The sequence below is a fragment of the Arthrobacter sp. JCM 19049 genome (assembly GCF_001310435.1).
The window spans coordinates 1-606 of record NZ_BAXF01000891.1 but is presented as its reverse complement, the minus strand read 5'-3'; the positions used below and the strand labels follow the sequence as shown (position 1 = coordinate 606).

1 protein-coding gene and 1 pseudogene are annotated in these 606 nt (G+C 66.2%); one reads left to right on the top strand and one right to left on the bottom strand.

The features are described 5' to 3' along the window. Positions 1-421, bottom strand: a pseudogene (locus JCM19049_RS16965) (YigZ family protein); the annotation flags it as partial. Positions 422-480: 59 nt separating this feature from the next. On the opposite strand from JCM19049_RS16965, the gene JCM19049_RS23745 reads away from it, so the two are divergent. Beyond that, on the top strand, positions 481-606 hold a 126-nt coding region (locus JCM19049_RS23745), incomplete at its 3' end, for a dephospho-CoA kinase (protein ID WP_374700353.1).

Below are 606 nucleotides of genomic sequence, written 5' to 3'. Positions count from 1 at the left end.
CAGGGTGGCCGCGTCCAGCGCCTGGGAGACGGAGTCGGAGTAGGCGCGCACCAGCCGCCAGCGCCAAGCTTGATCCCGCCGAAGTAGCGCACGCACACGGCCAGCACGTCGCTCAAATCGGTGCCGTGGGTGGTTTCGCGTTTAGTCAGCGCCTCCAGCATCGGGATCCCGGCGGTGCCGGCCGGCTCCCCGTCGTCGGAGGAGCGCTGGGTCATCCGGTCCGCGCCGAGCACGAACGCGCTGCAGTGGTGGCGGGCGTCGAAATGCTGCTTGCGCAGCGCGGCAATGTGCCCGCGGGCGTCGGTTCGGAGGACACCCGGTACAGGTAGGTGATGAAGCGCGAACGCTTGATCTCCACTTCGTGCGACAGGTCCGCGGCCAGGATGGTGTACCGACTCGCCACCGAAACGTTGCTGTTCATCTGACTTAGTTTATAGGGTGGAGTTCTAGACCTGAGGCCATTCTTACTTAGCGGGTGTCATGATTCATGTGGGACTGACCGGGGGCATCGCCTCGGGCAAATCGGCGGTGGCCGCGCAGCTGCTGAAGCTGGGCGCGGTGGTGATCGATGCGACGCGATCGCCCGGCAGGTGGTGGAGCCCGGGA